Below are 23,040 nucleotides of genomic sequence, written 5' to 3'. Positions count from 1 at the left end.
GCGTCCCCCGCGTGGCGCCGCCACCCGCCGAAAGTGACGCCCGAGATGATCGCTCGACCACGCCGGGGTCTCGCCCTCGCGCTCCTCACCGCTGTGCTGGCAGGCGGCGCGGTCGCGTCCGTCGACGCGGCGCAGGCCCCGAACACGCTCCTGCCGTACGAGCGCTGCCAGTTCTACAACCCGGAGACCGGCAAGCTGCAGGTGCTGCTCGGGTACACCTCGACCTACTCGTCCAACGTCGTCTACCGGGCCGGGAGTGCGCAGAACTTCTTCCAGCCGGGCACACCGGATCTCGGCCAGCCGCAGGAGTTCGAAGCCGGGACGGACGGGCAGCTCTTCGTCATCTCGTACTACCCCGACTTCAGCGATCTCTCCTGGGTCCTCGAGGGGAACGTGTTGCCCCTGACGCGGGACCCGTCGCGGTCGTGCGACGCGGGGTCGAGGTGGCAGGGCGCGTGGGGCGCCGGTGCGTCCTACGTCCCGGGGGACGTCGTCACCCGTGCCGGTTCGGCGTGGCGGGCGGCATCGGCCTCCACCGGGGTGACCCCCGGGGCCGGCGTCGCCGCATGGGAGCTCTTCGCCGCCGCCGGGGCGGACGGGGCGACGGGCCCGCAGGGCGAGGCCGGGCCGGCCGGTCCGAAGGGCGACACGGGCGCGACCGGGCCGCAGGGCGCGACAGGGGCGACCGGTCCGGCAGGCGACCGGGGTCCGGCCGGGGCCACAGGCCCGGCGGGCCCCGCGGGGGAGTCTTCCCCGCCCGTCGCCACGCCCGCGGGGCCGCGGGGCTCCGGCCGTGCGCGGTTCGCGGCCCGCGGTGCCCGGCGCGGTGCGGTCGTCGTGCGGGCACGGTCGGTCACGCCGACGAGCGTCGTCGTCCTCCAGTACGAGAGCGGCTCCGGGGCGCGCCCGACGGTGCTGCGCCGAGTCTCACCGGGCCGCTTCGAGGCCAGCGGCGAGCCGGGCGCCGCGTTCCGGTACGTCGTCTACCCGGCCGGCGCATGAGGCCGTCGCTCCTGGCGGCCGGCCTCGTGGCCGGCCTGCTCCTCCCGGCCTACGCGACGGCGGGGCCGTCGCTGCTCCCTCGCGGGGTCTGGGTCGGCGGGCAGATCTACGCCCCGGGGTCGGTCGTGCAGCACGACGGGCGGACGTGGATCGCCCGGCAGGACGCGGTCGCGGCGGGCGTCGCGCCCGGGACGAACGACTCGTGGGTGCCGCTGACGGAGCCGTCGACCGTCGTCGGCGCTCGGGGTCCGTTCGGGCCCCTCGGCCCGATCGGAATCCCCGGGCCCTTCGGCCTCGTGGGGCCGGTCGGTGGCGTCGGGCCGCAGGGCGCGACCGGTCAGGCCGGGGCCCTCGGTCCGACCGGTCCCGCGGGAGCCCCCGGCGCCGCGGCATCGGGGGCTCCCACCTCGGGACGCACGCTGCGGCTGGATCGCCGTGGTCGCGCGACGGTGCCGGTGAAGGGGCTGGGTCGCCGCTCGATCGTGGTGCTGCAGGCGACGGCCGGGGGTGCGCGCGTCCGGGTCGCGCCGGTGGTCACCGGCGTCCGGACCGGCCGGTTCACGGTGCGGGGGACGCCGCGCTCCTCGTTCCGCTACGCGGTCGTCGGCTGAGCGACGGGGTCCGCCCCGACGCCCGGGGCCGGAGGCCCGAGCGCTCGCGACCGTCCTGACGGCGTTCGTGGGACGTTCCGTCGGCCGACGGGACGTCCCACCGTGAGCCGCGCGTTCCCGCCGCTAGGCGACGACGCGGATGAGCTTCTTGTTCACGAACTCGTCCGCGCCGAAGCGGCCGAGCTCGCGGCCGAAGCCCGAGTTCTTCACGCCGCCGAAGGGCAGCTCGGCGCTCTCGGCGCCGACGGCGTTGATGAAGACCATGCCGGCCTCGATGCGGTCGGCCACGCGCAGGGCCTGGTCGGCGTCCGTCGTGAAGACGTACGAGCCCAGGCCGTAGTCCGTGTCGTTGGCCAGGGTGATCGCCTCGTCCTCGGAGCCGACCTTGTAGACGGAGGCGACGGGGCCGAAGAGCTCCTCGCCGTAGGCGTCGTTCTCCGGCGTGATGTCCGTCAGGACGGTCGGGCCGTAGAAGTTGCCGTCCCGCTCGCCACCGGTGCGCAGCGTCGCGCCCTGCTCCGTGGCGCGCTTGACCTGCTCCTCGAGCCGGTCGGTCGCGGCCGTCGACGAGAGGGGGCCGAGGGTCGTGTCGGCGGAGGACGCCGGGCCGGGCTGGATCTGCGAGATCGCGGCCGTGAGCTTCTCGACGAACGGCTCGTAGAGCTCGTCGATGACGATGAAGCGCTTGGCGGCGTTGCAGGCCTGCCCGCCGTTCTCCATGCGCCCGTCGACGGCGGCCTCGACGACCGCGTCGAGGTCGTCCGCCGCCAGCAGGATGAACGGGTCGGACCCGCCGAGCTCGAGCACGACCTTCTTCAGGTTGCGCCCGGCGATCTCGGCCACGGCCGCACCGGCGCGCTCGGACCCGGTCAGCGACACGCCCTGCACGCGACGGTCGCCGATGACCGTCTCGATCTGGTCGTTCGTCGCGTAGACGTTGATGTACGCGTCCGCCGGCAGGCCCGCGTCGCGGTAGAGCTGCTCGATGGCCTCCGCCGACTCCGGGCACTGCGGGGCGTGCTTGAGCACGATCGTGTTGCCCAGCAGCAGGTTCGGGCCGGCGAACCGGGCCACCTGGTAGTAGGGGTAGTTCCAGGGCATGATCCCGAGCAGCAGGCCCAGCGAGGACCGGCGGATGAACGCGGAGCCCTCGCCGTCGAGCAGCTCGATCGGCTCGTCGGCCAACAGCGACGTGGCGCGGTCGGCGTAGTAGCCGTAGATCTCGGCGCTGAAGTCGACCTCGCCGAGCGCCTGCTCGACGGGCTTGCCCATCTCGCGGCCGATGATCGCGGCCAGTGCGTCGCGGCGCTCCGTGTGCAGCTCGCCGATGCGCCGGATGATCGTGGCGCGGTCCTCGACCGCGGTGTCGCGGCCCCAGCCGGCGTGCGCGGCGTGCGCCCGGCCGACGGCGGCGTCGAGCTGCTCGTCCGTGATCGTCGGATAGGTCTTGATCGTCTCGCCCGTCGCCGGATCGACCACCGCGTACTCAGCCATATGCATCCCCTCGATCTGCGTGTCCGGGCCATGAAAGCAGCCCAGGGCCGCGGGGTGCGACGAATCTCGGCGTGTACGCCGCCGAGCGGGCGAGCCCGCCACCGCGGAGCGGCACGCGAGGGTGGGGGCGGGCCGACCGGACCCGGCCGGCTCCGCGCCGGGGCCCGCCCCGGAGCTCAGTCTCGGCGCGGTGCCGGCACCCGGACCGTCGTCGTGACCGGTCCGCGCTTCGAGCCCTTCGTCGTGACCGTGATCCGCACCGTCCCGCCGCGCGTCCGCAGGCGCTCGCGGGCCTTCGAGGTGAGCGTGGGCCGGACGACCTTCGACCGGCCGCGGGTGATGGTCACGCGCCGGGCCGTGGCGGCCTTCGCGCCGGCGACGGTCGTGCGGACGACGACCGGGCAGACCGCGTCGGACACGGCGGGGCAGGTCAGCTCCACGCGGACGGAACGGCGGTCGCGCGCGGGCACGGCGTCGAAGATCCGGGCACGCAGGACGCTCGGGGCCGCGGCGGGTCTGGCGGCGGGGGCGGCGACCGCCGGGAGGGCGAGCAGGTCCGCGACCTGCGGCGGGATCGGGACGTTCCGCTCGCTGAGGACGCCCGCGACGACGTCCAGCACGGTCTCCAGGACGAAGCCGACCGGCTGGGGGACGCCCTCGCGCACGGCGTCGGCGGTGTTCTGCAGCAGCGCGATCAGCTGCGGCGACGTCAGCGACGTCACGGCTGCGAGCGTGCGGTTCAGCGCCTCGCCGCTGAGCACCTCGCCGAGCTGGACGCCCGTCAGCTGCGTGAGCAGCCGGCCGAGCTGGCTGTCGCTCAGCCCGGCGACGATCTTGGTCAGGTCGGCGCTGGCCAGTCCGACGACGAGCGGGTTGATCGCCTCGGTCAGCTTGGCGACGAGCGCGAGCAGCGCCGTGATCGGGGTGGCGGGGTCCGCGGGCAGGGCGTCGCGCGTGGTGGCGGGGTCGGCGGCCGAGGCGCTCGCGACCATCGCCGCGCTGCCGGACACCGCGACGGCGCCGGCGGTGAGGACGGAGACGGCCAGCGTGCGGCGGCCGTGGGGGGACCTGCGGGGGTGGTGGTGCATCGTGCTCCTGGGGGGACGGACGGGAGGACCGCGGGGCGATCGACGAGCTACTGAACCGTAGGGTGTCGCGGCCGCGGGCGCCGAACCGGCTGGACGGACGTCCCCCGACCCGTCTCATCCGTGCGACGCGGTCCCCGCCTCGCCCGGCTCCGCCACGACCATGACCTCGGTCTCCTCGGCCCGGCCCCGCAGCAGCTCCGAGGCGTGGGTCGTCCACGCCCGCCGCTCCTCGGGGTCGGCACGGGCGACGAGGCGTCCGGAGGCCGCCAAGAGGCCCGGGACCTTCTTGGCGGCCTCGGTCAGGCGCGCCGCCTCGTTGACCGGGTCGCCGATCACCGTGTACTCGTAGCGGTGCTCGGCGCCGATGTTGCCGGCGACCGCCTCCCCGCCGCTGACGCCGATGCCGGCGCGCGCCTCGGGGACCTCGGCGGCCAGGCGGCGGGCGAGCTCCCGCCCGGCGCGCAGCGCGTCGGTCGGTGCGTCGGGCCGGGCGACGGGGACGCCGAAGACGACGAGCGCGGCGTCGCCCTCGAACTTGTTGACCCAGCCGCCGTGGTCCTCGACGACGTCGATGACGACCGCGAAGAAGCGGTTGAGCAGGTCGACGACCTCGGTCGGCGGTCGGCTGGCCGCCAGCTCGGTGGACCCGATCAGGTCGACGAACAGGGCGCAGACCTCGCGCACCTCGCCGCCCAGCTGCAGCTCGCCCTGCTCCAGCGCCGACCGTGCGACGTCCTCGCCGACGTGCCGCCCGAAGAGGTCCCGGACCCGCTCGCGGTCGCGGAGCCCCTCGACCATGCGGTTGAACCCGTCCTGCAGCAGGCCGATGTCGGTGCCGTCGTAGACCTTGACCCGGGTGTCGAGCTTGCCCCGGCGTACCCGCTCGAACGACGTGCGCAGCGTGCGCAGCGGGACGGCGACCGCACGCGCGGCGAGGAACTCGGCGAGCAGCCCGACGAGCAGCGCGATCGATCCCAGGACGACCATCGCGATCGCGAGCTGCTGGGCGTCCGAGCGGGGCGACACCAGGTCGATCAGGCCGATCAGGACGATGCCCAGGACCGCGCTGCCGGTGGCCGACGCCCAGCTCAGCAGCTGCCGCAGCGTGACCCCGGGCAGCACGGTCCGGGTGAGCTGCCGGGCGGCCAGGGCGTAGGCGGCGGTGCGGCGCATGATGCGCTCGCTCACCAGGTACGCGACGGCGGTCATGGTGATGCCCGTGAAGAGCACGGTGATGCCCACCGCGACGGCCTGCCGGCCGGAGTACCGCGCGTTGAAGAGGGTGAAGACCAGCAGCGCCGCGAGCCAGAACACGGCCACGACCCCCGTGACCTGCAGCGGCGCGCGCAGGACGCGGCGCTGCTCGGCGGCGGTCGGGTCGCGGCCGGCGCGCAGCCACTCCCAGCCGCTGCGCGTCATGCGGACGGAGAAGAAGACGACCGACAGCACCATCACCAGCAGGAAGACGCCGAGCACGACGACGTTGGGGAGGACGGGGTTGGACCCGTCGGTCGGGCTCGCTCCCGGGATCACGAGCCAGCAGAGGACGACGACGACGCTCGCGGCGGCGAGGTTCGACGCGACCAGCACGAGGGCGAGCATCGCGTTGGATCCCGCGACCTGGGCGCTGCGCCGTCGTTGCTTGCGACGTGATCGACCGTCGTCGGGGGCGTGCTCCACCTGACCCGCGGTCCCTTCCGGCTCGCGAGTCATGCGGCGACCCTACCCGGGGCCCGGGCGGATGTCGCGGGCCGTCCGGCCGTGGGCCGACCGCGCCCCCGGTCAGTCCGCCGCCCCGTCGCGGTCGTCGGTCCGCGTGATGTGCGCGACGAGCGCGGCGCGCAGCCGGTCCGGGTCGCCCGCCTCGAGCAGGTCGAGCAGGGTGTCGTGCTCGGCGGCGAGGCCCGTCAGGTGCGCCGCGTCGGTGGGCAGCCCGAAACGGGTCAGGCGGACGAACGCGCCGAGCTGGTCGAGCAGGGCCGCCAGCATCGGCATCCCGGCGACGGCCACCAGCGTGCGGTGGAACTCCTCGTCGAGCTCGAAGAACCGCTGCGCGTCGTCGGCGTCGGCGGCGCGCCGCTGCTTGACCACGGACAGGCGGAGCCGGTCGACGTCGTCCTCGGTCCGCAGGCGCAGCACGTCGTCCACGGCGGCGGCCTCGAGCGCGGCGCGGACGACCGAGACCTCGCGGCGACGGACCTCGGAGACCTCCGCCACGCGGAGCTGCCGGCGGGCGCCGGTCTCCAGCAGGCCGTCGCTCTGCAACAGGCGCAACGCCTCGCGGACGGGGGTGCGGGAGACGGCGAACGCCGCCGCGATCTCGACCTCGTCCAGGACGCTGCCCGGCGCCGCACGTCCCTCGAGGACGTCGTCGCGCAGCGCCTCGTAGACCCGTCGGGCCTTCGTCGGGCCGCTCACGTCGCGAACAGCTGCGCCCGGTCCCGGAAGGCCTTGAACTCGATCGCGTTGCCCGCCGGGTCGAGCAGGAACATCGTCCACTGCTCACCGGGCTCGCCGGCGAAGCGCTCGTAGGGCTCCACGACGAAGTCGACGTCGTGCCCACGCAGGCGGTCGGCGAGCTCGTGGAACTCGGGGATGGTGAGCACGACGCCGAAGTGGGGGACGGGGATCGCGTGGCCGTCGACGGGATTGTGGGCCGGCGGGCGCCCCGCGGCGTCGCCGGTCACGTGGGTCACGAGCTGGTGGCCCCGGAGGTCCCAGTCGATCCACCGCTCGGCGGACCGGCCCTCGGACAGGCCGAGGACGCCGCCGTAGAAGTCCCGCGCGGCGACGAGGTCGTCGACGGGGATGGCGAGGTGGAACGGGGGAGGGGTGCTCATGCGGTCTCCGGGGAGCGAACGTCGATGTATACAAAAGACTACATGTATACAGACGAGCCCTCGCCCCGGGACGACCTACTCGATGATGTTGCGGCGCATCGCGATGGCGACCGCCGCGGCGCGCTCGGAGACGCCGAGCTTGCCGTAGATGTTCTGGGTGTGGGTCTTCACGGTCGCGGTGCCGATCTGCAGCGCGGCGGCGATCTCGGGACCCGAGTGGCCCTCGGCCATCATCTTCAGCACCTCGCGCTCGCGCGGCGACAGCGCCGGCGTGTCGTCGACCATGCGACCGCGGACCTCGAGGGTCAGCGCGGCCTGGGCCTCCGGGGTCAGGATGGTCCCGCCGCGGGCGACCGCCACGATCGCGTCGCCGATCGCCCGGCGGTCGGTCTCCTTCGAGAGGAACCCGTCGGCCCCGGCCTGCACCGCGGCGTAGACCGTCGCTGAGGCCGTGTCCCCCGACAGGATCAGGACGCGCGTCCGGAGGTCGGCGCCGCGGATGGCCTGCAGCACGTCGACGCCGGTCATCCCGGGCAGGCGGTAGTCGAGCATCGCGACGTCCGGCAGCTCGCTCTGGACGAGCCGCAGTGCCTCGGGACCGTCCTCGGCGGAGCCGACCACCTCGATGTCGCTCCGTTGACGGAGGGCGTACAGCAGGCCTTCGAGGAAGATCGGGTGGTCGTCTGCGACGACCACCGTTGTCGGGGAGGACGTCGACACAGGCCGATGCTACCCCGAACCGGGGACGCCGGTTCCGGGTCGGGCGTCCGTCCAGCCGGGCCGAGTCGCGGCCGGGGGAGCGGACGGACGGCAGCGCGGATTCGCGCAGCGACGGACGGGCGTCCGATCCGGGGTCATCGGAACAGCACCGCGGACGTGCCGACGACGACGTCGCCCGCCGCGTCGAGGTCGCGCGTCAGCAGGCGACCCGTCGCGGGGTCCAGCGCGGGGACGCGGAGGATCCCCTGGCCCTGGTCGCCGAGGGTCGTGGTGCGGACGGCGCCGCCGGCCAGGGGCAGGCGCGAGACGGTCGGGCCGCCGTCCTCCTGCTCCTGGACGGTGACCAGGGCGTGCCGGTCCGCGGTGAAGCCGGCGGCGTCGATCCGCAGGTAGCCGCCGTCGGACTGCACCGTCCGGGCCGTGCGGCGCCACGTGCCGCGCGGCGTGCCGAAGCGCCACCGCACGGTCGCCGAGATGCCCGACCCGTCGCGGACGGGGCGCGCAGCCTCGACGGCGATCCGGCCGCGGTCGGCGACGACGCGCCGCCACTGCTCGCCGGCGGCCGAGGTGCGGACCCTCGTGGCCCGCCCGATCGAGGTGGCCCGCAGCGGCGCACGCCAGAGCGTCGACCGCCGGGCCTTCCGGCCCGTGCCGCCCTGGAGCGCGTAGGACAGACGCCCGTGGTCGATCGCCATGCCGCCGATCGGCTCTCCGCGGCGGGTCGACGAGATCCGTCGGACCGCGCCGGTGTCGAGCCGGACGAGCCGCAGCCCGCGGGCGCCGCCGGCGGTGTGCGTCGCGAGCGCGGCGACGGGGATCCCGTCGGAGGACGCACCGACCTCGAGGCCGTCGACGCCGGAGGCCGCCACCGGGGCGATCGAGGCGACCCGCCGCGGCGCGCCGTCGGCGGTGGTCGTCCAGAGGACGACGGGGGCGTCGCCTGCGGTCGTGTCCTGGGTCGTCCACGCCCTGGTGCCGTCGCCGATCGAGGCGACGAACGCCGTGCTCGCGGTGGTGGGCTGCAGCGCGCGTTCGACGGGCGCGGTGCCGGCGGCCGCGGCGGGGGACGCGAGGGCCAAGGTGGTGAGCAGGGCGCCCATCGTGGGCGCGGTCCTGGTGCTGGGGGAGAGGGTCATGGTCGGGCCCGCACGCTCACGCACCCCCGACCGGGGCCGGCGCGGTCACGAACCCCAGCTGCCGCAGGAACGCCGACGTGTCCTCGAGGTGCCAGTCCTCCACGATCCTCGTCCGGCCGACGCGCTGGATGTCGATCGCGTCGAAGCGGACGCTCTGCCCGCGCCCGTGGACACCGTCGTAGACGCCGGTGAACCGGCCCCGGTAGACCTGACGGGCGGTGATGCGGTCCCCGGCGATCGCCAGGTCGTGCAGCTCGCAGCGCAGGTCCGGCACGGCGGCGCGGAAGGCGCGCGACGCCGCGACGACTCCCGCCCTGCCCTGCGCGCGGCCCGGGGGCGGGGTGTTGTCACGGAAGTCCGCGACGACCGCGCGCCGCAGGTGACGGACGTCCCCGGTGTCCCAGAAGGTGTAGAGCTCCTGCGCCAGCCGGACGCACTCGCGGGCCCGGGCCTCGGACAGGCCGGCGTCGACCACGAGATGCCGGGGTCGCACCAGCCCGGGGCTGCGATCGATCAGGTCGGCGTCCGTGCCGGTGCGCCAGGGATGCGTCCGGCGCGTCGCGTCTCGTCCGACGTGGGGTCGCCCGGCGGCGACGGCGTCCGTGGCGGACACGGTCCCGTGCAGCGCGGCGGCACCCGTCAACAGCGTGGCGGCGAGCGCCTCGCGGCGCCGCAGGCGTGCGACGCGGCTCATGCGTACCGCCCCCCGCCGTCGACGTGGACGACCGAGCCGGTGATGTACGGGTTCGTGGCGACCGCGAGGACGGCGCGGGCGACGTCGTCCGGGGTGCCGACGCGGCGCGCGGGGTTGGCGGCGGCGGTGCGGGCCAGGAACGCGTCGCGCTCGGCGCCCATCCCGTCCCACGCGCCCGAGTCGACGATGCCGGGGGAGACGACGTTGACCCGCCGCGGCGCCAGCTCGATCGCGAGGGCCGGGCCGAGGTGCGCGAGGCCGCCGTTGGTCATCGCCATGGTCGCCATCCCGGCGGAGGGACGCCACGCGACGACGCCGGAGAAGAACGTCAGCGACCCGTCCTCCGCCAGGAGCGGCGCCGCGTGCTTGGCCAGGAGCAGCGCGCCGACGAGCTTCGCGCGCACCGCCCGCTCGACGTCCTGCACCGTGAGGTCGGCCAGCGGGCCCTTCGCGGCCGCCCCGGCGGTCGAGACGAGGTGGTCGAGGGGACCGACCCGGTGCAGGCCGTCGGCGACGGAGTCCTCGTCCGTGACGTCGAGGGCGAGCGACCGGGCGCCGATCGGCTCCGCCGCGGCGCCCGCCCGCTCCGCGTCCCGTCCGGCGAGGATCGCCTCGCCCCCGGAGCGCACGACCGCCGCGGCGATCTCGCGCCCGATGCCCCCGGTGCCGACCACGAGGACGCGCCGACCCCGCAGGTCGTGCGCGTCGCGCTGGGTGTGCTGGGCCGTGGTGCTCATGCATCGATGGTGTCGCGACCCGGCCGATAGATCAAAGACCGGTGATGAGTCACCTCGATAGATTCTCTGCATGTCGTTGCGGGCACCACCGGCGCCGCTGAATATCCGGCAGGTGCAGTACTTCGTCGCCGTGGTCGATGAGGCGTCGTTCACGAGGGCGGCCGAGGCGCTCCTGGTCTCCCAGCCGGCGCTGTCGCACCAGGTCCGCGCGCTCGAGGACGCCGTCGGTGCGCCGCTGATCGAGCGCACCACCCGGCCGGTGTCCCTGACCCCGGCGGGCCGGGCGCTCCTGCCCGCCGCCCGCAGCGCGCTCGACGTCCTGGAGCGGGGCCGGCGCGCGGCGCGGTCCGCGGCCGAGCTGAGCGCCGGCGAGCTCTGCATCGCGGTGACCCAGTCGCTGGCCCAGGGCGTGCTGCCACGGGTGCTGCGCGACTGGCGCTCCGCCCATCCCGCCGTGCAGATCCGGGTCCGGGAGCACACGCACCTGCAGCACCTCCACGCCGACCTCGCCGAGGGCAGGGCCGATGTCGCGCTGGCGCAACGCCCCGCGGACTGGACCGGCGCGCTGCAGGACGTCGGCGAGGAGGAGCTGGTGGTCGTGCTCGGGCAGGGCGACCCGCTCGCGGGGGAGGGGTCGGGGGCCATCGACCTCGGAGCGCTGGCCGCGCGGTCCTGGGTGCTGCCCGACCGCGACAACGGCCTGTCGGAGACGGTCGAGCTGGCGTGCTCCGCTGCGGGGTTCGTGCCGCGGCCCGCCGTCCGGTCGGGTTCGGTGTCGGTGCTCGTCCAGCTGGCCGCGGCGGGCCTCGGGCCCACCCTGGTCCCGGCCAACGTCCTGCCCGACGACCTGGCCGGGACGGGTCGGCGCTGCGCGCCGGCCCTCCGGCGCCCGCTCGCCGTCTTCGGCCCGCCGTCGGCCGCGACGGTCGCGGCGGAGCTGGCCGCCGTGGTGCGCCGGGTCGGCCGGGTCGACCCGTAGGGGGCCGGCCCGCGCACGGCGGCATACTCCGCCGACCCCATGACTCCCGACGCGACGACCGACACCGCGGTGCTCGGCACCCCCTTCACGTTCCCCGGCGGCGCGACGGTGAAGAACCGCCTCGTCAAGGCCGCGATGAGCGAGCAGCTGGCCTCGCCGGCCCACGCGCCGACCGCGGAGCTCGAGCGCCTCTACGGTCGATGGGCGCGGGGCGGCGTGGGCCTCAGCATCACCGGCAACGTCATGGTCGACCGCCGCTCGATCGGCGAGCCGCTGAACGTCGTCGTCGAGGACGAGCGCGACGTCGACGGCCTGCGTCGGTGGGCCGCCGCCGCGAAGGGCGACGACACCACCGCGATCGTCCAGATCAACCATCCCGGCCGGCAGACGATGACCGGCCTGTCGGAGCTCGCGGTCGCCCCGAGCGCCGTCCAGCTGAAGATGGGCGGGGCGTTCGCCAGGCCGCGTGCGCTGACCGTGCCGGAGATCGAGGAGATCGTCTGGCGCTTCGCGCAGACCGCGAAGATCGTCGTCGCGGCCGGCTTCGACGGCGTGCAGATCCACGCGGCCCACGGGTACCTGATCTCGCAGTTCCTCTCGCCGCGCACGAACGTCCGGACGGACGAGTGGGGTGGCGACGCCTCGCGCCGTCGGCGGTTCCTGCTCGAGGTCACGCGCGCCGTGCGCGAGGCGATCGGTCCGGACCGCATCCTCTCGATCAAGCTGAACTCCGCCGACTTCCAGCGCGGCGGGTTCACCGAGGAGGAGTCCCTCGCGGTGATCGAGCAGCTCGACGGCGAGCGGGTCGACCTGCTCGAGATCTCCGGCGGCACCTACGAGTCGCCCGCCATGAGCGACGGCGGCACGTCGGCCAGCACGGCGGAGCGCGAGGCGTTCTTCCTCGAGTTCGCCCGCCGCGTCCGCGACGTCACCACCGTCCCGCTGCTGGTCACCGGCGGCTTCCGCTCCGCCGCCGGGATGGCCGGCGCGATCGACGGCGGCGCGACCGACATGGTGGGCCTGGCCCGCCCGCTGGCCCTCGAGCCCGACCTGCCGGCCGCCCTGGTCCGCGACCGTGAGGCCCGCTCGACGTTCGAGCTGAAGACGATCGGTGTGAAGAAGCTCGACGCGATCGCGGACCTCTGGTGGACGCAGCACCAGATCCATCGCCTCGGCGCGGGCCGCGAGCCCGACCCGCGGTACGGCCCCCGTCGCGCGGTCCTCGGCGCCCTTCGTCGCGACGGCGCAAGCATCCTGCGGCGCAAGCGCGGGGGCTGAGCGGCGGCGGTCGGCCGCCGCCGGCGACAGCGCCACCCGTCACGGCGCGCCGTGCAGCGCGTCGCGCAGGGACCGGCGGCTGTTGATGCCGAGCTTGCGGTAGGAGTTGCCCAGGTGGAAGTCCACCGCCTTGGGCGTGACGAACAGGGCGTCGGCGATCTGGCGGTTCGTGAGGCCGTCCGCGGCGAGCAGGGCGACGCGTCGCTCGCCGGCCGTCAGTGCGCCCGGCCCCTTGGCCCGCACCTGCCGCGGCCGTGCGCCGGTGGCGACGAGCGCCTGACGCAGGCTGCGCACCAGGGCGACGGCGTCGCGCTCGGCCGCGAGGTCGAGGGCGCGGCGCAGCACCTCCTGCGCCTCGGAGCGCCGGCGGCCCGCACGCAGCAGGGCGCCCAGCGTCCCGAGGGCACGGACCTGCTCGAGGACGACGCCTCCGTCCTCCGCGGTCCGCGCGGCGTGGGCGGCCAGGTCGATCCCCTCGGCTCCGCCGACCACGACGGCCTGGGTCCGCAGCGCGACGGCCAGCGCCCGTGGCGCCCCCCATCGGCGGGCGTCGTCGAGCTCCCCGGCCGCGAGCTCCGCCGCCTGCTCGTGGTCCCCGAGCTCCCGCGCGGCCAGCGCCGCCTCCGAACGCCAGGGCTGGATGGCGGGGTTGGTGGTGCCGAACACGTCGCGGGCGAGGCGCCCCGACGCGAGGAGGTGCTCGAGCGCCGCGCGTGGGTCGCCGGAGGCGAGCGCGTGGCGCCCGCGGGCCGCCAGGATGGAGGAGCGCATCGGCGCGCCGGCGAGCCGGTCCTCGAGCGGGGCGGCGGAGGCGAGGACCGCGGCGGCGTCGCCCTGCCGGTCCTGCTCGAGGAGCACCGAGACCAGGCCGTCGATCGCGATGGGTGCCGTCGCCTGCCAGCCCAGGGCCCGTGCCTGGAGCGCCTCCTCCAGGTCGCTCTCGGCCTCGGCCAGCCGACCCAGGTGCAGCAGGCAGGTGCCACGCGTCGTCCGCCACGCCGCGTAGCCGAACGGCGAGGCGCGGCGGCGCGCGTCGTCGACGAGCACGTCGACGATCCCGAGCGTCTCCTGGAGCGCCCCGGCCCGGAGCATCGCGGAGGTCATCGGGCCCATCGCGGCGGCGTCGCCGGTGGACTCGCGGAGGTACGCCCCGTCGGCCCACGCCCGGCGGGCGTAGCGCAGTGCGAGCTCCCGGTCCTCGCCTCGCACGAGCTCGGCGGCGGCGTGCCAGGCCAGCAGCTCGCGCTCTCCGTGGGTGCGCGCAGGGGCGTCGCCCCGGATCGCCTCGGGCGAGCGTTCCGCGATCGTCAGGCCGCCTCCCGGCGTCCAGATCACCGAGGCGTTCCAGGCCGCCTGCAGCTCGAAGGCGAGGGACTCCTGGCCGTCGAGACCCTGCAGCGCAGCGAGCCCGCGGTCGGCCGCCTCGGCGGAGTCGCCCATCGCGTGCTGCTGATAGAGGGCGCGTGCCTGCGCCAGGTGAAGACGCGCGCGCGTCCGGCCGTCGGCTGCGGCCTCGATGGCGGCCTGCAGGGCGGGGACGGCGTCCTCGTCACCCGCGCGGGCGGCGGCCAGTGCGGCCTCCTCCAGCACCGCGGGGCGGTCGGTCGGCTCCGGCGGCTCGAGCAGCGCCCGGCGCAGCAGACGTCCGGCTGCGGCGTGTCCTGCGAGCGCCGACGCCTGGCGCGCGGCGTCGCGCAGGACCTCGACCGCCCACGGCTCTCCTGCGCCCGGCGCGAGCAGCAGGTGCGAGGCCACGTCCTGCGCGGGTGCGCGGCCGCGCAGGATCCCGGCCGCCCGCCGGTGCAGCGCCCCTCGGGCGGCGGGCGCCGGGCGGTCGTACACCGCTCGGCGGAGCAGCGGGTGGCGGAAACGCAGCTGGGCGGCGTCGTCGAAGAGCCCCGCGTCCTGGAGTGCGGCGGCGGCGCGCGCGGCCGCCGGGCCGTCGAGGTCCGCCAACGTGGCCGCCGGCCCCAGGTCGGTGTCGTCCGCGAGGACCGCGACCGCGGTGGCCAGGGCGTCGCACCCGGGGCCCAGTCGGGCCAGCGTCGCGGCGACGCCGTAGCCGACGGCCTCGGGGCCGACCTCCTCGACGCGCGCGACGTCGGCGTCGGTCCCCTCGACGCCCTCGGCCTCCAGCGCGCGCAGCAGCTGACGCAGCAGCAGCGGGTTGCCGCCGGTCTGCTCGAAGCACGCCTGCGCGAAGGCCTCGCTGCGCGGGGCCGCGCCGCGGACGAGCAGCTCGCTGGCCGCGACGCTGAGCGGGCGCGGTTGCAGCAGCTGGACGTTCGCCTGCGCCGCCAGCTGGTCGAGGAGGTCGCTGTGCGAGGCGGGCTCGCGCGGTCGCGTGGCCGCCACGACGAGCAGCTCGAGGTCGGCGATCTGCGCCGCGAGCTGGACCAGGAGGCGGATCGAGAGGGCGTCGGCCCAGTGCAGGTCGTCGACGACGAGCACGAGCGGACGCTCGGCGCTCAGGTTCATCACCACCCACCCCAACGCGTGCACGAGCGACGCATCGCTCCCCGCGGCGAGGGCCTGCTCGACGGGCTGGCCCCCGAGCAGCATCGGCGCCGCCATCGAGGCACTGCCCTCGAACGCGCGCGCGCGCTCGGCCTCCGGCGCGCGGCGGAGCCGGGCCTCGAGCAGCCGGAAGACGACCCCGAACGGGAAGTCGCGCTCCAGCACGCTGCCGCCCGCCCGGAGGACGGTCATGCCGGCGTCGCGGCCCAGCACCGCCGCCAGGTCGAGCAGCCGCGTCTTCCCGAGGCCCGCCGAACCGCGGACGAGCACGGCCGCGCCGGTCCCGGCACGAGCAGCGGCGACGGCCCCGTGCAGCACGCGGGCGTCACCGTCGCGCTCCAGGAGCGGCCACCCGTCGGGGTCGACGACGTCCTTGGGTGCCGTCCCGATCCGCGCCATGGAGATCCCCTCTACCCCTCGGGGGCTCTGCCGCTCCCGTCCGACGGATGTCGGGGACGACGCGCAGACCGGCGCGGGGCACCACGATCACGGTCACGAAGGCGGGTGCGCCCGGTCCGGCGGTCAGGACGCTGACCCTCCGCGGCAGGAGGAAGCCGCTGGTCTCGCGGCGCTGATCTCGGGGGGCGCTCGCGGCCGGCCCACCATCTGGACCCCATCTGCCGCCGCGCGCGTCACGATGCAGTCCACACTCCACCCGGAGCCGCCCGACGGTCGGCGCCTCGGAGGTACGGATGAAGACGCAGACGCAGAAAGGGTCACGCCCATGGTGATCGGTGTACTGAGGGAGGCGCAAGCCGGGGAGACGCGGGTCGCGGCCACCCCCGCGACCGTCCAGCAGCTGCTCAAGCTGGGCTACGAGGTGACCGTGGAGACCGGCGCCGGTGAGGCCTCGAGCTTCACGGACGAGGCCTACACGGACGCCGGCGCGACCATCGGCGACCCGCTCGCCGCGGACGTCGTCTTCGGCGTCAACGCGCCGAACGCGGCGCAGCTCGACGGCCTGAAGCCGGGCGCGACGCTGATCGCCCTGCTCTCGCCGCGGCTGGACCAGGCGATGGTCGACGACCTCGCCAGGCGCCCGATCACGGCCCTCTCGATGGACGCGGTGCCGCGCATCTCCCGCGCGCAGTCGCTCGACGTGCTCTCGTCGATGGCGAACATCGCGGGCTACCGCGCGGTCGTCGAGGCCGCGCACACCTACGGGCGCTTCTTCACCGGGCAGGTCACCGCCGCGGGCAAGGTCAACCCGGCGAAGATCCTCGTCGCCGGCGTCGGCGTCGCGGGCCTCGCGGCCATCGGCGCGGCCGGCAGCATGGGCGCGATCGTCTACGCGACCGACCCGCGGCCCGAGGTCGCCGACCAGGTCAAGTCGCTCGGCGGCGAGTATCTCTCGGTCGAGTCCGAGGAGGCGCAGGTCAGCGCCACGGGCTACGCGAAGGAGATGTCCGACGACTACAACACGCGCGCGGCGAAGCTCTACGCCGAGCTCGCGACGGACGTCGACATCATCATCACGACGGCGCTCATCCCGGGCCGTCCCGCGCCGACGCTGATCACCGCCGAGATGGTGGCGAGCATGAAGCCCGGCTCCGTGATCGTGGACATGGCCGCCCAGAACGGCGGCAACGTCGAGGGCACGGTCAAGGGCGAGTCGGTCGTCACCGAGAACGGCGTGACGATCCTCGGCTACACCGATCTCGCAGGCCGTCTGCCGGCGCAGGCCTCGCAGCTCTACGGCACGAACCTCGTCAACCTGATGAAGCTCATGACGCCCGAGAAGGACGGCGTCCTGGTGCTCGACTCCGAGGACGTCGTCCAGCGCGGCATCACGGTCGTCGACGACGGCGAGCTGGCCTGGCCGCCGCCCGAGGTCCAGGTGTCGGCGGCACCCACCGCCCCGCCGAAGGAGGTGGCCCCGCCGCCTCCGCCGAAGGAGCCGATGTCGGACACCACGCGCCTGGGCATCGTGGTCGTCGCGGCCGCGCTGTTCTTCGCGCTCGTGGCGCTCTCGCCCGAGGTGCTCGTGCCGCGCCTGACGGTCTTCGCCCTGGCGATCGTCATCGGCTACTACGTCATCGGCCACGTGCACCACGCGCTGCACACGCCGCTGATGTCGGTGACCAACGCGATCTCCGGGATCATCGTCGTCGGCGGCCTGCTGCAGATCGGGCACGGCAACGACCTGATCACGGCCATCTCGTTCGTGGCGATCCTGCTCGCGAGCATCAACGTCTTCGGTGGCTTCGCGGTGACCCGCCGCATGCTCGCCATGTTCTCGAGGAGCTAGCGCGATGTCCGTCACCGTTCCGGCCCAGGCCGCATACCTCGTCGCAGCGCTGCTGTTCATCGCAGCGCTGGCAGCACTCTCCAAGCACGAGACCGCGAAGGTCGGCCTGCGCTACGGCATGGTCGGCATGGCGGTCGCCCTGATCGCCACGGTCTGGCTCGCCATCGACGCCGACATCGAGGGCCTCGGCCTCGTCCTGCTCCTCATCGCCGTCGCCGTCGGCGCGGCGATCGGCCTGTGGCGCGCCCGCATCGTCGAGATGACCGGGATGCCCGAGCTCATCGCCCTGCTCCACAGCTTCGTCGGCCTCGCCGCCGTGCTCGTCGGCTGGAACGGCTTCCTGCTCGTCGAGAACGACGAGAACGGCGAGGAGGCGCGACTCCTGGACATCCTCGGCACGCTCGGGATCCACCACGCCGAGGTCATGATCGGCGTCTTCATCGGCGCCGTGACGTTCACGGGCTCGATCGTCGCCTACCTGAAGCTCTCGGGGAAGATCGACTCCAAGCCCCTGATGCTGCCGGGCAAGAACCTGATCAACGTCGGGTCGCTCGTCGTCTTCGCTGCGCTGACCGTGTGGTTCTGCGCGAGCCCCGGCATCGTCCCGCTGATCCTCGCGACGATCCTGGCGCTCGCGCTCGGGTGGCACCTCGTCGCCTCGATCGGCGGCGGCGACATGCCGGTCGTCGTCTCGATGCTCAACAGCTACTCCGGCTGGGCGGCCGCCGCCTCGGGCTTCCTGCTCGACAACGACGCGCTGATCATCACGGGTGCGCTGGTGGGCTCCTCCGGTGCGTACCTGAGCTACATCATGTGCCAGGCGATGAACCGCTCGTTCATCTCCGTGATCGCCGGCGGGTTCGGCATCGAGGCGCCCACGGGCGACGGCGACACCGACTACGGCGAGCACCGCGAGGTCGGCCCCGACGGCGCCGCCGAGCTGCTGAAGAGCGCGAAGTCCGTGATCATCACCCCCGGCTACGGCATGGCCGTCGCCCAGGCGCAGCACGGCGTCGCCGACCTGACCCGCAGGCTGCGGGACGCCGGCGTCGAGGTCCGCTTCGGCATCCACCCCGTCGCCGGTCGCCTGCCGGGCCACATGAACGTCCTGCTGGCCGAGGCGAAGGTCCCGTACGACATCGTCCTCGAGATGGACGAGATCAACGACGACTTCGCCGACACGTCGGTGGTCCTCGTGATCGGCGCCAACGACACGGTCAACCCGGCCGCGGCCGACGACCCGAGCAGCCCGATCGCCGGCATGCCCGTCCTGCACGTCTGGGAGGCGGAGAACGTGATCGTGTTCAAGCGCTCCATGGCCTCCGGCTACGCCGGCGTGCAGAACCCGCTGTTCTTCCGCGAGAACACGCAGATGCTGTTCGGCGACGCGAAGGACCGCGTCGAGGACATCCTCAAGGCGCTCTGAGACCCGGGCCGGTGCCGGCGGTCCCCGTCCGTTCCGCGCAGGCGGACGGCGGGTGACCCCGGCCCGGTCCTGCCCGGGCCCTTGACTTCAAGCGCTCGAGGTTTTCGATACTGGTCGCATGACTCCTCTCCCGACCGTCGAGCATCCCGGTGAGCTGCCGATCCGCGAGGTCGCTCGCCGTACCGGCTTCAGCAGGTCCACCCTCCGGTACTACGAGAGCATCGGCCTCGTCTCGCCGATCGCCCGCGACGACAGCAGCGGGCACCGACGGTACGACGAGGACGCGGTGCAGGTGCTCGAGGCGCTGGCGTGCCTGCGCACCACGGGCATGGGCGTCGACGCGATGCGCACGTACCTGCGCAACATGGCCCGCGGACGCAGCGCGGCGTCGGACCAGCGACAGCTGTTCGAGGAGCATCGCGATCGGGTCTCGCGGGAGATCGAGCAGCTGCGCACCCGATCGCTCTACCTCGACGGGAAGGCGCGACTCTGGGCGGCGCGCGAGGCCGAGGACGCGACGGCGGAGGACCGGGCGATCCGGGACCTCGGCCCCCTGACGGAGGCGCTCCGATGAGCCGCGTCCTGGTCACCGGTGGTTCCGGCCACCTCGGCGGACACGTCGTGCTGCGCCTGTTGGCGGACGGTCACGACGTGCGCACGACGGTGCGGACGCTCGATCGGCGCCAGCAGGTCAGAGAGGCCATCGCCGCCGGAGGCGCGGAGGACGTCGACCGCGTGTCGTTCGTCGTCGCCGACCTCCTCGGCGACGCCGGCTGGGCCGAAGCGGTCGCGGACCGGGACGTCGTCCTGCACGTCGCCTCGCCGTTCCCGGCGGGCGAGCCCGACGACGAGGACGACCTGATCGTCCCCGCGCGCGAGGGGACGCTGCGGGTCCTGCGCGCGGCAACCGACGCCGGCGTCTCGCGCGTCGTCCTGACGTCCTCCTTCGCGGCGGTCGGATACACGCCGAAGGCCGATCCGGCCGAGCCCTACACCGAGGCGGACTGGACCGATCCCACGGGGGACGTCGGGGCCTACGTCCGGTCCAAGACGCTCGCGGAGCGTGCCGCGTGGGAGGCGGTTGCCGGGAACCCGGACGGCCCGGAGCTCACGGTCATCAACCCGACGGGGATCTTCGGCCCGGTCCTGGGGCCGGATCGCTCGAGCTCGATCGCGCTGGTCCAGGCGCTGCTGGCCGGCGTCGCACCGGCCCCGCCCACGACGTTCTTCGGCGTGGTCGACGTCCGGGACGTGGCCGACCTCCACGTCCGGGCCATGAGCACCCCGAGCGCGGCGGGCGAGCGCTATCTGGCCGTCGGTGAGGACGGCGTCTCGATCGGACGGATCGCCCGCATCCTCCGTGCCGGTCTCGGCCCCGACGCAGCACGCGTCCCGTGGAGCGACGACGACAGCGGGACGTCGACCGCCGCTCCCGGGCCGCTGCCCAAGCGGATCTCCAACGCCAAGGCGCGGACCCGGCTCGGCTGGTCTCCTCGTCCGCTCGAGGCCACCATCCTCGACACGGGTCGCAGCCTGACGCAGGCCGACTGAGCATCCCCGGCAGCGGAACCTCGCCGGGACACGGACCCGGCTTCGCGCCGCAGCATCCCCAGTGCCTGCCTGAGTTCGTGCCCCGGAACGCGAAACGCCCCGCAATCGCGGGGCGTTCGTCCTGAGGTGGAGCTAGTCGGGCTCGAACCGACGACCTCCTGGGTGCGATCCAGGCACTCTTCCAGCTGAGCTATAGCCCCAGGACGCGGGATCTTAGCGAGGCACCCGCGGGGCGTGTCGCGCGGTCGCGGGCCGCCCGTCCGCCCGCGTCGCGTGGCCGATCGATCCATCCCGCACGACCCCGCCCGGACGCGAGGCCCCCCGCCGGTTACGCTCGGGCGCGCGGTGAGCTTCCGGACGCGCCTCAATCTCTTCTTCGTGCTCCTCGTGGTGGCGCCGCTGTTCGCCGTCGGCGTCGTGCTGCTGCGCACCGTCGACGGCGCGGCCCAGGGGCGCGTCGAGGCGGGGCTCGCCGCGCAGGGTCGCGCGGTCGCGCGGGTGGGCGACGTGTTCCGCGAGCAGGCCGCCGGCGTGAACACCCGGATCGCCAAGGACCGCGAGCTCGCCGCGGGGCTTCGGTCCGGCAACGTCTCACGGGTCCGGCGTCGTGCCGGGCAGCTGCTCTCGCCCGCCACGGACGCGCGGCGCCTGCGGATCACGATCGCCCGGTCCGGGCGCGTCGTCGACGTCGGCAGCCCGACGGCCGTGCTGCCGCAGCGCAACGCGCTGGTCAGCCCGACGGGCGCGCGGCTCGGGACGATCGAGACCTCGGTCGTGGGGCCCAAGGACCTCGCCCGGCGGCTGGAGCGTCTCACCGGCCGGGACATCCAGGTCCGCAACGGGCGCGGCAGGCTGATCGGCGGCGACGCGTCCGGGCCCGAGGAGCTCCCGCCGCCGGACCGGGTGAAGTCCGTCGACGGGGGCGACTTCACCGCGGTGCGCCTGCGCCAGGCGGGATTCGGGTCCGCCCAGGACGACATCGTCATCGTCGCGCCGGGCGGCGAGAGTCGCGCGTCGACGGGCGAGCGGGTCGCGCTCGCCGGCACCCTCGTGCTGTTCCTGCTGCTCGCGGCGGTCGGTGCGCTGGCGGTCTCGCGCTCCCTGCAGCGGCAGGTCGGGGTGCTGCTCGAGGGCTCCAAGCGGCTCGGCGACGGCGACTTCGACCACGAGATCCCGCGCGGCACCGGCGACGACGAGTTCGCACAGCTGGCCGACGGCTTCAACGCGATGAGCCGGCAGCTGCGCCGACGCCTGGACGAACTCGAGGACGAGCGGGTCCGCATGCGCTCCGCGATCCGTCGCATCGGCGAGACGTTCGCCGCCAACCTCGACCGCGAGGGGCTGCTCGAGATCGTCGTGCAGGCCGCCGCCGACGGGGTCCGGGCCGACGCGGCGCGCGCCGTGGTCGTGGCGGAGGGCCGCGAGGAGGTCGCCGAGACGGGCAGCACCTCCCGCTTCGACGTCCTGCTCCGACGGGCGGCGGCGGACGCGGCGGAGGGCCGGGAGGTGTTCGTCTCCGACGGTGGGCAGCACGCGCTGGCGGTCGTCATGGACGCCGCCGGCCTCGCCGGCACCGTGGTGGTGGCCCGCGACGACGCCCCGTTCGACCGCGGGGACGCCGAGATGGTCGCCTACCTCTCCGCACAGGCCGCGGTGTCGCTCGAGAACGTCGGACGCCACGAGGAGGCCGAGCGCGAGGCGCACACCGACCCGCTCACGGGCCTGGCCAACCGCCGGCGCTTCAACGACGCCGTCGCGATCGCCGTGGACGCCGCCCAGCGGGACGGTCGGCCGCTGTCGATGCTCGTCCTGGACCTGGACCACTTCAAGAGCGTCAACGACGAGCACGGGCACGTGGTCGGCGACGACGTGCTCAAGGCGACCGCCCGCGCGATGCAGGACGCCGTGCGCGGCGGGGACGTCGCGGCGCGGATCGGCGGCGAGGAGTTCGCCATCGTCATGCCCCGGTCGGACACCGAGGGGGCACGCATGCTCGCCGAGCGGCTCCGGACCGCCGTCGAGCGGATGCGCGTCCCGGCCCCGGACGGGCAGGAGATCCGGCTGACGACGTCCATCGGCACCGCCACCGGATCCGGCACGGTCATCGACGCGCCGGCGCTCCTGGCCGCCGCCGACGCAGCGCTGTACGCGGCCAAGCGGGGCGGGCGCAACAGAACGGTCAGTGCTGACGAGACCCTCGCGCCGGAGTAGGATCGAGGAGATGGGTGTGCTTGATGACGCGATCCGCGAGCACCTCGAGCTGAAGCGCCGCCACGGGTCCGACCCCGTGGAGGTCTCCAGGCTCGAGCGTGAAGCGCTGGGACCTGTGACCGCGGCCGAGCTCGAGGCCGAGGGGGAGCCCGCCTGGGACGACGAGTCCGACGGCGGGGTCTTCGACGACGAGCTGGTGGTCGCGGACGAGCCGTCCCCGGTCGGGCCGCCCCCGACCGAGGCCTACGCCCCGGCCGACGCGTACGCCCCCGCCGACGACGTCGCACCCGTGATGCCGCCGCCCCCGGCGCTCTTCGCCTCCGCGGACGCCGCCCCGGCGCCGCCGTCGGTCACCCCCGGGCTCGACGACACGTTCGACTTCACCGAGGGCGTCACCGCTCCGCCGGTGCCTCCCGCCCCGGCCGCCCCGACGGCGGCCAGCGTCCCGCCGCCACCCCCGGCCAGCTTCGCCACGCCCGCGGGCGCCGCACCCCCGGCACCCGTCCCG

Annotated in this window: 19 protein-coding genes, 1 tRNA gene and 1 pseudogene; 10 read left to right on the top strand and 11 right to left on the bottom strand. The window is 74.8% G+C overall.

Annotated features, from left to right (window positions below):
• The first annotated feature begins 45 nt into the window (after positions 1–45).
• Both Q7T67_RS10700 and Q7T67_RS10695 read left to right on the top strand, forming a co-directional pair.
• A complete protein-coding gene (locus Q7T67_RS10700) occupies positions 46–1,002 on the top strand; it encodes a hypothetical protein (protein WP_304788895.1) in 957 nt (318 codons plus the stop codon).
• The gene (locus tag Q7T67_RS10695; RefSeq protein ID WP_304788893.1) at positions 999–1,613 is read left to right on the top strand and encodes a hypothetical protein; all 615 of its coding nucleotides are present in this window, start codon (positions 999–1,001) and stop codon (positions 1,611–1,613) included. The genes Q7T67_RS10700 and Q7T67_RS10695 overlap by 4 nt, the downstream gene beginning before the upstream one ends.
• 123 nt (positions 1,614–1,736) lie before the next feature.
• Here the strand turns inward: Q7T67_RS10695 and Q7T67_RS10690 are convergent, their stop codons facing one another.
• From Q7T67_RS10690 to Q7T67_RS10650, 9 genes are all read right to left on the bottom strand, one after another.
• Positions 1,737–3,107, bottom strand: a complete 1,371-nt coding sequence (locus tag Q7T67_RS10690) for an NAD-dependent succinate-semialdehyde dehydrogenase (RefSeq protein ID WP_304788891.1) — start codon at positions 3,105–3,107, stop codon at positions 1,737–1,739.
• 176 nt (positions 3,108–3,283) lie between these two features.
• Positions 3,284–4,195 carry a hypothetical protein gene (locus Q7T67_RS10685; protein WP_304788889.1) on the bottom strand — a complete coding sequence of 304 codons (912 nt, stop codon included), beginning with the start codon at positions 4,193–4,195 and terminating at the stop codon, positions 3,284–3,286.
• A gap of 114 nt (positions 4,196–4,309) precedes the next feature.
• Positions 4,310–5,908 carry an adenylate/guanylate cyclase domain-containing protein gene (locus Q7T67_RS10680; protein ID WP_304788887.1) on the bottom strand — a complete coding sequence of 533 codons (1,599 nt, stop codon included), beginning with the start codon at positions 5,906–5,908 and terminating at the stop codon, positions 4,310–4,312.
• Positions 5,909–5,977: 69 nt separating this feature from the next.
• A complete protein-coding gene (locus Q7T67_RS10675) occupies positions 5,978–6,613 on the bottom strand; it encodes a GntR family transcriptional regulator (RefSeq protein ID WP_304788885.1) in 636 nt (211 codons plus the stop codon).
• Positions 6,610–7,035: a VOC family protein gene (locus tag Q7T67_RS10670; RefSeq protein ID WP_304788883.1), complete on the bottom strand. Its 426-nt coding sequence runs from the start codon at positions 7,033–7,035 to the stop codon at positions 6,610–6,612. The genes Q7T67_RS10675 and Q7T67_RS10670 overlap by 4 nt, the downstream gene beginning before the upstream one ends.
• 75 nt (positions 7,036–7,110) lie before the next feature.
• Entirely contained in the window at positions 7,111–7,755 is a 645-nt protein-coding gene (locus Q7T67_RS10665; RefSeq protein WP_304788881.1) for a response regulator transcription factor, read from the bottom strand.
• Positions 7,756–7,889: 134 nt separating this feature from the next.
• On the bottom strand, positions 7,890–8,891 hold the full coding sequence (locus Q7T67_RS10660) for a hypothetical protein (protein WP_304788879.1): 1,002 nt from the start codon (positions 8,889–8,891) through the stop codon (positions 7,890–7,892).
• Between the two features lie 16 nt (positions 8,892–8,907).
• On the bottom strand, positions 8,908–9,585 hold the full coding sequence (locus tag Q7T67_RS10655; protein WP_304788877.1) for an ester cyclase: 678 nt from the start codon (positions 9,583–9,585) through the stop codon (positions 8,908–8,910).
• A complete protein-coding gene (locus Q7T67_RS10650) occupies positions 9,582–10,322 on the bottom strand; it encodes an SDR family oxidoreductase (RefSeq protein ID WP_304788875.1) in 741 nt (246 codons plus the stop codon). The genes Q7T67_RS10655 and Q7T67_RS10650 overlap by 4 nt, the downstream gene beginning before the upstream one ends.
• Positions 10,323–10,392: 70 nt before the next feature.
• On the opposite strand from Q7T67_RS10650, the gene Q7T67_RS10645 reads away from it, so the two are divergent.
• Both Q7T67_RS10645 and Q7T67_RS10640 read left to right on the top strand, forming a co-directional pair.
• Entirely contained in the window at positions 10,393–11,301 is a 909-nt protein-coding gene (locus tag Q7T67_RS10645; RefSeq protein WP_304788873.1) for a LysR family transcriptional regulator, read from the top strand.
• A gap of 39 nt (positions 11,302–11,340) precedes the next feature.
• A complete protein-coding gene (locus Q7T67_RS10640; protein WP_304788871.1) occupies positions 11,341–12,579 on the top strand; it encodes an NADH:flavin oxidoreductase/NADH oxidase family protein in 1,239 nt (412 codons plus the stop codon).
• A gap of 39 nt (positions 12,580–12,618) precedes the next feature.
• Here Q7T67_RS10640 and Q7T67_RS10635 read toward each other — a convergent pair whose 3' ends face one another.
• Positions 12,619–15,495: an AAA family ATPase gene (locus Q7T67_RS10635; RefSeq protein WP_304788869.1), complete on the bottom strand. Its 2,877-nt coding sequence runs from the start codon at positions 15,493–15,495 to the stop codon at positions 12,619–12,621.
• A gap of 325 nt (positions 15,496–15,820) precedes the next feature.
• Between Q7T67_RS10635 and Q7T67_RS10630 the strand changes: the two genes are divergently transcribed.
• The 4 genes from Q7T67_RS10630 to Q7T67_RS10615 all read left to right on the top strand — a co-directional run bounded on the left by Q7T67_RS10630 (position 15,821) and on the right by Q7T67_RS10615 (position 20,321).
• The gene (locus Q7T67_RS10630) at positions 15,821–17,344 is read left to right on the top strand and encodes a Re/Si-specific NAD(P)(+) transhydrogenase subunit alpha (protein ID WP_304788867.1); all 1,524 of its coding nucleotides are present in this window, start codon (positions 15,821–15,823) and stop codon (positions 17,342–17,344) included.
• A 4-nt stretch (positions 17,345–17,348) separates the two neighbouring features.
• Positions 17,349–18,770 (top strand): Re/Si-specific NAD(P)(+) transhydrogenase subunit beta, encoded by a 1,422-nt coding sequence (pntB, locus tag Q7T67_RS10625; protein WP_304788865.1) that lies wholly within the window; start codon positions 17,349–17,351, stop codon positions 18,768–18,770.
• 118 nt (positions 18,771–18,888) lie between these two features.
• A complete protein-coding gene (locus Q7T67_RS10620) occupies positions 18,889–19,344 on the top strand; it encodes a MerR family transcriptional regulator (protein ID WP_304788863.1) in 456 nt (151 codons plus the stop codon).
• Positions 19,341–20,321: an aldehyde reductase gene (locus Q7T67_RS10615; RefSeq protein WP_304788861.1), complete on the top strand. Its 981-nt coding sequence runs from the start codon at positions 19,341–19,343 to the stop codon at positions 20,319–20,321. The genes Q7T67_RS10620 and Q7T67_RS10615 overlap by 4 nt, the downstream gene beginning before the upstream one ends.
• Positions 20,322–20,448: 127 nt before the next feature.
• On the opposite strand, the gene Q7T67_RS10610 is transcribed toward Q7T67_RS10615, so the two are convergent.
• Positions 20,449–20,521 (bottom strand) — tRNA-Ala (locus tag Q7T67_RS10610).
• A gap of 145 nt (positions 20,522–20,666) precedes the next feature.
• Here Q7T67_RS10610 and Q7T67_RS10605 point away from each other — a divergent pair.
• Both Q7T67_RS10605 and Q7T67_RS10600 read left to right on the top strand, forming a co-directional pair.
• Positions 20,667–22,532 (top strand): diguanylate cyclase, encoded by a 1,866-nt coding sequence (locus Q7T67_RS10605; RefSeq protein ID WP_304788859.1) that lies wholly within the window; start codon positions 20,667–20,669, stop codon positions 22,530–22,532.
• A 10-nt stretch (positions 22,533–22,542) separates the two neighbouring features.
• Positions 22,543–23,040: pseudogene (locus tag Q7T67_RS10600) on the top strand (hypothetical protein); the annotation flags it as partial.

This window comes from Patulibacter sp., assembly GCF_030655195.1.
In the GTDB taxonomy this organism is placed as follows: Bacteria; Actinomycetota; Thermoleophilia; order Solirubrobacterales; family Solirubrobacteraceae; genus Patulibacter.
This window is presented reverse-complemented; position numbering and strand designations above follow the sequence as displayed.